Annotated in this window: 4 protein-coding genes; 1 reads left to right on the top strand and 3 read right to left on the bottom strand. The window is 60.2% G+C overall.

Annotated features, from left to right (window positions below; genetic code table 11):
• The 3 genes from AB4072_RS17090 to AB4072_RS17080 form a co-directional block, all read right to left on the bottom strand.
• Positions 1–375, bottom strand: a 375-nt coding sequence (locus AB4072_RS17090; RefSeq protein WP_441969927.1) for a chemotaxis protein CheW, incomplete at its 3' end; no start/stop codon positions are given.
• Positions 376–491: 116 nt separating this feature from the next.
• Positions 492–3,125: a hybrid sensor histidine kinase/response regulator gene (locus AB4072_RS17085; RefSeq protein WP_441969925.1), complete on the bottom strand. Its 2,634-nt coding sequence runs from the start codon at positions 3,123–3,125 to the stop codon at positions 492–494.
• The gene (locus AB4072_RS17080) at positions 3,122–4,816 is read right to left on the bottom strand and encodes a methyl-accepting chemotaxis protein (RefSeq protein WP_441969923.1); all 1,695 of its coding nucleotides are present in this window, start codon (positions 4,814–4,816) and stop codon (positions 3,122–3,124) included. The genes AB4072_RS17085 and AB4072_RS17080 overlap by 4 nt, the downstream gene beginning before the upstream one ends.
• A gap of 445 nt (positions 4,817–5,261) precedes the next feature.
• Here AB4072_RS17080 and AB4072_RS17075 point away from each other — a divergent pair, with 445 nt between their 5' ends.
• Positions 5,262–5,930, top strand: coding sequence for a response regulator transcription factor (locus AB4072_RS17075; RefSeq protein WP_441969921.1), 669 nt, complete (start codon positions 5,262–5,264; stop codon positions 5,928–5,930).
• Positions 5,931–5,955 lie beyond the last annotated feature (25 nt).

Here is a 5,955-nt window from a genome sequence, read left to right as displayed (position 1 = left end):
GTTTGGTTGGAGAGCATCGGGATCGAGCTTGAGCACCTCACCGACTTCATCGACCAGAAGCCCGAAGGCTTCGCCGCGATGTTCGAGGCCGACCGCCATGCGACGACCGCCCGTGTCGAGATCGGCAAGGCCGAGCCGACGACGGAGCGACACGGCGGTGACGACACGTCCGCGCAGGTTCAAGAGCCCCGCAATCTCGGGCGAAGCGAGCGGCACCGAGGTGATGTCGCTCACAACGAACACGTCGTGCACGCGTTCGATCGGCAAGGCGAGCATCTGGCCCGCCACGACGACGGTTGGAAACTCGCGATGATCGATGAAGGACCGGGCATTGCCTGCGCCGACGATCCGGCCGTTGGTATTGTCATGCTTCATGGTTCAGGCTGCCTGAATGCCGATGGCCAGGACGAGGCGAGTTTGGATCGAGCACATCTTGAAGATCACTTTCGAGATCCTCCAACACGGTGAAAAAGCATGGATGACAACGCCGATCAAGCAGCCGCATCGAGAGGGATATTCAATTCGGCAAGGGCTGCGAGCAGACCGCGTCGGTCGAACTTTGCCACAAGCTCGGTGACCTGGAGCTTGCGCGCCTGTGCGATCTGACGGGGATCATGCTTCACCGCGAGAGCGATTACAGGGAGCTTTCCGGTCTCAGGCTGCATTCGAAGCGCTTCGACGAAATCAAAGCCGGGACCATCCGGAAGGTCGAGATCAGTAATCAGAACGTCGATATGCGCGCCGCTTCCAAGAATCTGCAGAGCGTCGCCCGCGCTTGCAGCCGCGTGCACTTTGTAACCCGACGCCTTCAGAACGGGGATCAGCATGTCACGGAAGAATGCGGATGCGTCGACGAGGAGAACACAACGCGCCGCCGCCGCGGTATCCGCGGCGGAGCGCATCCAGGCATCGTGGACCAAAGGTAGATAGTGCGCCACGTTGACTACTTCGGTCGCACGACCCTTGATGACAGCGGAACCAATGAGATCGGAGCGATCCGTCACAAGTTCGATGGCGAGCGTGTCATCGACGATGTCGACGATTTCCTCGACCGCGAGTCCCATGGCAAGGTCTCCATCCGAAAAGACCACCAGAGCCTGCGTTCCCTCGCGCTTGATTTCCAGGATCTCATCGGCGGCAACCAAGGGCATCAATCGGCCACGATACTGAACGAGTGGACGGCCGCCGAGCCATTCGATAGTGCCCGCATCGATTTCTTCGAGGCGCGTGACGAGCGAGAGTGGAACGGCTTTGAGACTGTCGCTTCCACCTCGGAAGACGAGGAGGGTCGTGAGATCGTTCTCGATATAGCCATCCTGCTCCGAGCCGTCGTCGCCCTGGAATTGACCGTCTCCAGCACCCGAGCCGACCATACGAGCTAGCCCGTTCGGATCGATGATGAGCACGACCGCTCCGTCGCCGAGAATTGTATTGCCGGAGAAAAGCTGGATATGGCGCAGCTTCGAAGACATCGGCTTGACGACGATCTCCTCGGTGTGAAACACGCCGTCGACGAGGATTCCGAAACGTTGCCGCCCGACCTGCGTGACAACCACGAAACCTTCATCCGTCGCTTCCTCATTATTCAATCCGAGGATTTTCGACAGGGGAACGATGGGGAGGAGCCGCTCGCGCAAGCGCAACACGGGTGTGCCGTTGATCCGCTCGATGATGTGTTCCGACCCTGAGGCGACGCGCACGAGTTCCAACACGGCAATCTGCGGGATGGCGTATCGCTGATCTTTCGAGGAAACGATCAGCGCCGCGACAATCGCCAGCGTGAGAGGAATCTTGATCGTGAACGTGGTGCCTCGCCCTTGCTCGGAGCGAATCTCAACCGTACCGCCGATGAGCTCGATGTTGGTCTTGACCACGTCCATGCCGACCCCACGGCCTGACACCGACGTCACTGCCTTGGCCGTCGAAAAACCCGGATGGAAGATGAACTTGGCGATCTGAGCTTCGCTCATACGCTCGACCTCTATCTCGGTCGCGATGCCGCGCTCGACAGCCTTCTTACGGATCGCAGCATAGTTGAGCCCGCGGCCGTCATCGGCGATCTCGATCGTGATCGTACCGCCTTCGTGATAGGCGTTAAGGCGGATCGTACCGCGCTCCGGCTTTCCGGACACTTTCCGCTCAAGCGGCGTTTCGATGCCGTGATCGGCGGAGTTGCGGACCATGTGAGTCAGCGGGTCCTTGATGACATCGAGCACCTGCCGGTCGAGCTCGGTATCGGCTCCCTGCATGACGAGGTCTATCTTCTTCGACAATTCGGCGGAAAGGTCGCGCACGACTCGCGGCAGCTTCTGCCATGCATTGCCGATGGGCTGCATGCGCGTCTTCATGACGCCTTCCTGCAACTCGGCGGTCACATGAGAGAGCCGTTGTAGCGGAACCTTATAGCCATTGTCGTCGACGCGACGAGAGATTTCGAGAAGCTGGTTTCGCGTCAGAACCAACTCCGAGACCATCGTCATTAGATGTTCGAGCGTATCAACGTTTACCCGAATGCTCTGTACTTTGGTGACAGCACCCTCACTACTTTCATTCGCCTCCGCAGAATCGGCAGGTTGCGTGTCGACAGCAGTCGATGGAGTGGCTTTGGCAGAAGCCTCGGGCTCAAGCGTCGGAGCCGCTTCGGGTCCGGGAGTTTCGAGGAAAGCGCGCTCCAACTCGTCGAGGGAGACTTCCCCCGGTCGTAGAGGGCGCTCCAGCACCTGATAACTCAATGGACCAACAGTCTGTGCCAGCGGCTCCGGAACAGCGGGCACTCCCTCGATCGCCATCTGTTCCAGGCGTTCTATCAGATCACGATCCGACCCATTCGGCTCGGTGCCGAGATGCTCGAGTTCGACGAGGATTTCCTTGATCCGATCGAGGGTCGCCAGGATTAGCGTGACGGCCGGGGTCGTAACAGGCATCCCGTCCCTGAATCTTCCCATCAGCGTTTCGGCAGCGTGGGCCAACGCCTCGAGGCGCGGAAGCCCCAAGAAGCCGCATGTGCCCTTGATGGTGTGAACAAGGCGGAAGATGTTCGCGAGAATCGTTTGGTTGTTCGGGTCCTGCTCGAACCGAACCAGTTCGACATCGACCGTATCGAGGTGCTCGCCCGTCTCGSTCAAGCGGCTTTGACGCCGGATAGGAAGCTGTCGACTTCCTGACTGAGGGTTGAGGAATGGCGTGCGAGTTCCTGGGCGGCGTCGAGGACCTGGGAGGCGGCGGAGCCGGTCTCGCCGGCGCCTTGACGCACGTTGCCGATGTTGCCCGTCACCATCTCGGTGCCGCGCGCGGCTTCCTGCACGTTGCGCGCAATCTCTGCCGTCGCGGCGCCCTGCTCTTCCATCGCCGCCGCAATCGACACCGAGATCTGCGACATCTCCGTGATTGTCCGGGCGATCTCCTGGATTGCCCGCACCGCTTCCTCGGTCGCCTGCTGCACCGAGCCGATCTGCGCCGAGATCTCGTCCGTCGCCTTCGAGGTCTGGTTGGCCAGTTCCTTCACCTCGGAAGCCACCACCGCAAAGCCCTTGCCCGCCTCGCCCGCCCGCGCAGCCTCGATGGTGGCGTTGAGCGCCAACAGGTTCGTCTGGCCCGCGATGTTGTTGATCAGCGCGATCACATTGCCGATCTTCTCTGCCGACGAGGCCAGCGTCTGCACCGTCTCATTGGTGCGTCTGGCATCGCCGACCGCCCGCTCCGCAATCTGCGAGGATTGCGTCACCTGGCTCGCGATCTCGCGGATCGAGATCGACAATTCCTCCGTCGCCGCCGCCACCGTCTGCACGTTGGCCGAAGTCTGCTCGGCCGCCGAGGCCACCGTCACCGACTGGCCGCGCGTCCGGTCGGCCACCTCCGTCATCGATTGCGCCGTCGCCTCCATCTCGGTCGCCGCCGTCGCCAGGCCTTGCGTCAGGGCCGACACGTTGCGCTCGAACTGCTTCGTCAGATCGTCGAGCATCTGTGCCCGGCGCATCTTCGCATCGGATTCCGCCTCCTGCTCCGCCGCGAGGCGCCGCGCTTCGAGCGCGTTGTCCTTGAACACCTGGAGAGCGCGGGCGAGCGCGCCGACTTCATCCTTGCGCTCCGCGCCGCCCACCGCGACGGTGAGATCGCCCTCCGCGAGCCGCGACATCGCGGCGGTCACGCCGCTCAGCGGCCGCACGATCCCGTAGATCACAATCGCACCGATCAAGCCGACCGCAATCGCCAGACCGACAATCGTCGAGATGATCAGTGAACGCGAGGTCGATTCCGCAAGCTCTTGTGCTTCCTCCTTGGAGCGATCGAGAACCTTTTCCGCCGCCTTCGCGCGATCGTTCAAGGTATCCCTGACTTTGACGCGCGCCTCGCGCCCAACCCCGTTCGAGAAGCCCATGGCGACGTCGTCTTCGTAACCCTTCAAAGCATGGCCGACACTTTTGTCCATGACGTCGAAATAGGCGACGACGGTGTTCTTGACCTCGCCGTATACAGAGCGATGCGCCTGCTCCGCCGAGAGTTGGATCAGATCGTCCAACTGCTTCAGGGCAAGCTTCTTATATTCCTCGTAGCGTTTCGCGTAATCCTTGCGTGTGTCGATGTCCTTATCGACGATCATGTTTTTTTCCTGGATCGTCGCTTCGTTCACTGCTGCGTTCGCCGCGCGAACATAAGTGAGCCTGGTCGCATCGAGATCAACGAGACTCCGCGCATCCTCCGCCAAGATATCGAGCCCGTTTTTGGCGACGATGACGAGACCGATCGAGACTGCGACGAAGATCGTCACGGGAATTGCGAGCTTGGTCACAAGCCGCAGGTTGTTGAGAAGGCGCATGGGGGATTCTCCGCGACAGAAGATCTGCGTRATGATCGCAGGTTAGAACGATTGCCGTCACTAAAAGGTTAATTTGTCTGGTTTGCCAGACAGAATCAGTTCATGCGCGCCCTCTGATTCGCTCGRCGGGCGCACTGATTCGCGTCCCCCTCCGGAGGRGCCGCGATCGCGATCGCATCGACGCCGAAGAAGACCACTTTGCCGTTGTAAATCAACTCGTCCCGGCGAATCACAGGTGGTACCCAAACCACCCCTTTTATGGCTTTGCTGCAACACCCGACCCTCCGTGCGGAATAAGAGTCTAAAGTTCTGTGTTTGTCGTTGACGTTACGTCGGTTGACCGACACTTTCTTAACAATTCTTCCGATTCGGAAGGAAGACGCCGGACAGAAAATTCATCGCTGTCCGATGCACCGGTTATTCAAAGGCTGGGGGGCCTTGAACCATGTATGTCGTCGTCGACGAGCGGCAAATCGTGACCGCAGGATATGTCGCAAGCTTCAACCGCGAAGGCGTCTCATCGCTCGGCCTGTTCTCGGAAGAATTCCCGGACTGGCTCCAATCCGCGTCCAGTTCCGATCTCGACGCCGTCCAGGGTTTCCTCCTCGGCGAATTCAACGAGCGCATTCCCTGCGCCGAGACCATCCGCCGCCACTCGCGCGCACCGATCATCGCGCTCAGCGAGACCCGCTCCCTCGAACAGACCCTCGAACTCCTCTCCGCCAGCATCGACGACGTGGTCAGAAAGCCCGTCCACGTCCGCGAGATTCTCGCCCGCTCCGAGGCCATCTGGCGGCGCATGAACGGCGCCAAGGGACAGGAGCGGACCGAGCGTCTCAAGGTGTATTTCGACGGACGCGACCCCGAGATCGACGGACACGGCCTCATCCTGCCCCGACGCGAACGCCACATCCTCGAATATCTCGTGCGCAACCGCGGACGCCGCATGACCAAGACCCAGATCTTCAACGCCATCTACGGCATCTATTCCAACGATGTCGAAGAAAGCGTCATCGAAGGACACGTCAGCAAACTCCGAAAAAAACTCCGCTTCAAACTCGGTTACGATCCCATCGAAGCAAAACGATACATCGGGTACACATTCATCGGATGAAACAAAAGCCAAATCAATAAAGGGA

The organism is Microvirga sp. 2MCAF38 (assembly GCF_052115485.1).
Classification (GTDB): Bacteria; Pseudomonadota; Alphaproteobacteria; order Rhizobiales; family Beijerinckiaceae; genus Microvirga.
This window is presented reverse-complemented; position numbering and strand designations above follow the sequence as displayed.

Bases quoted from the DNA above. Each gene is read 5' to 3' on its own strand.
- AB4072_RS17080 (WP_441969923.1), bottom strand. From the start codon at position 4,816: ATGCGCCTTCTCAACAACCTGCGGCTTGTGACCAAGCTCGCAATTCCC.
- AB4072_RS17075 (WP_441969921.1), top strand. From the start codon at position 5,262: ATGTATGTCGTCGTCGACGAGCGGCAAATCGTGACCGCAGGATATGTC.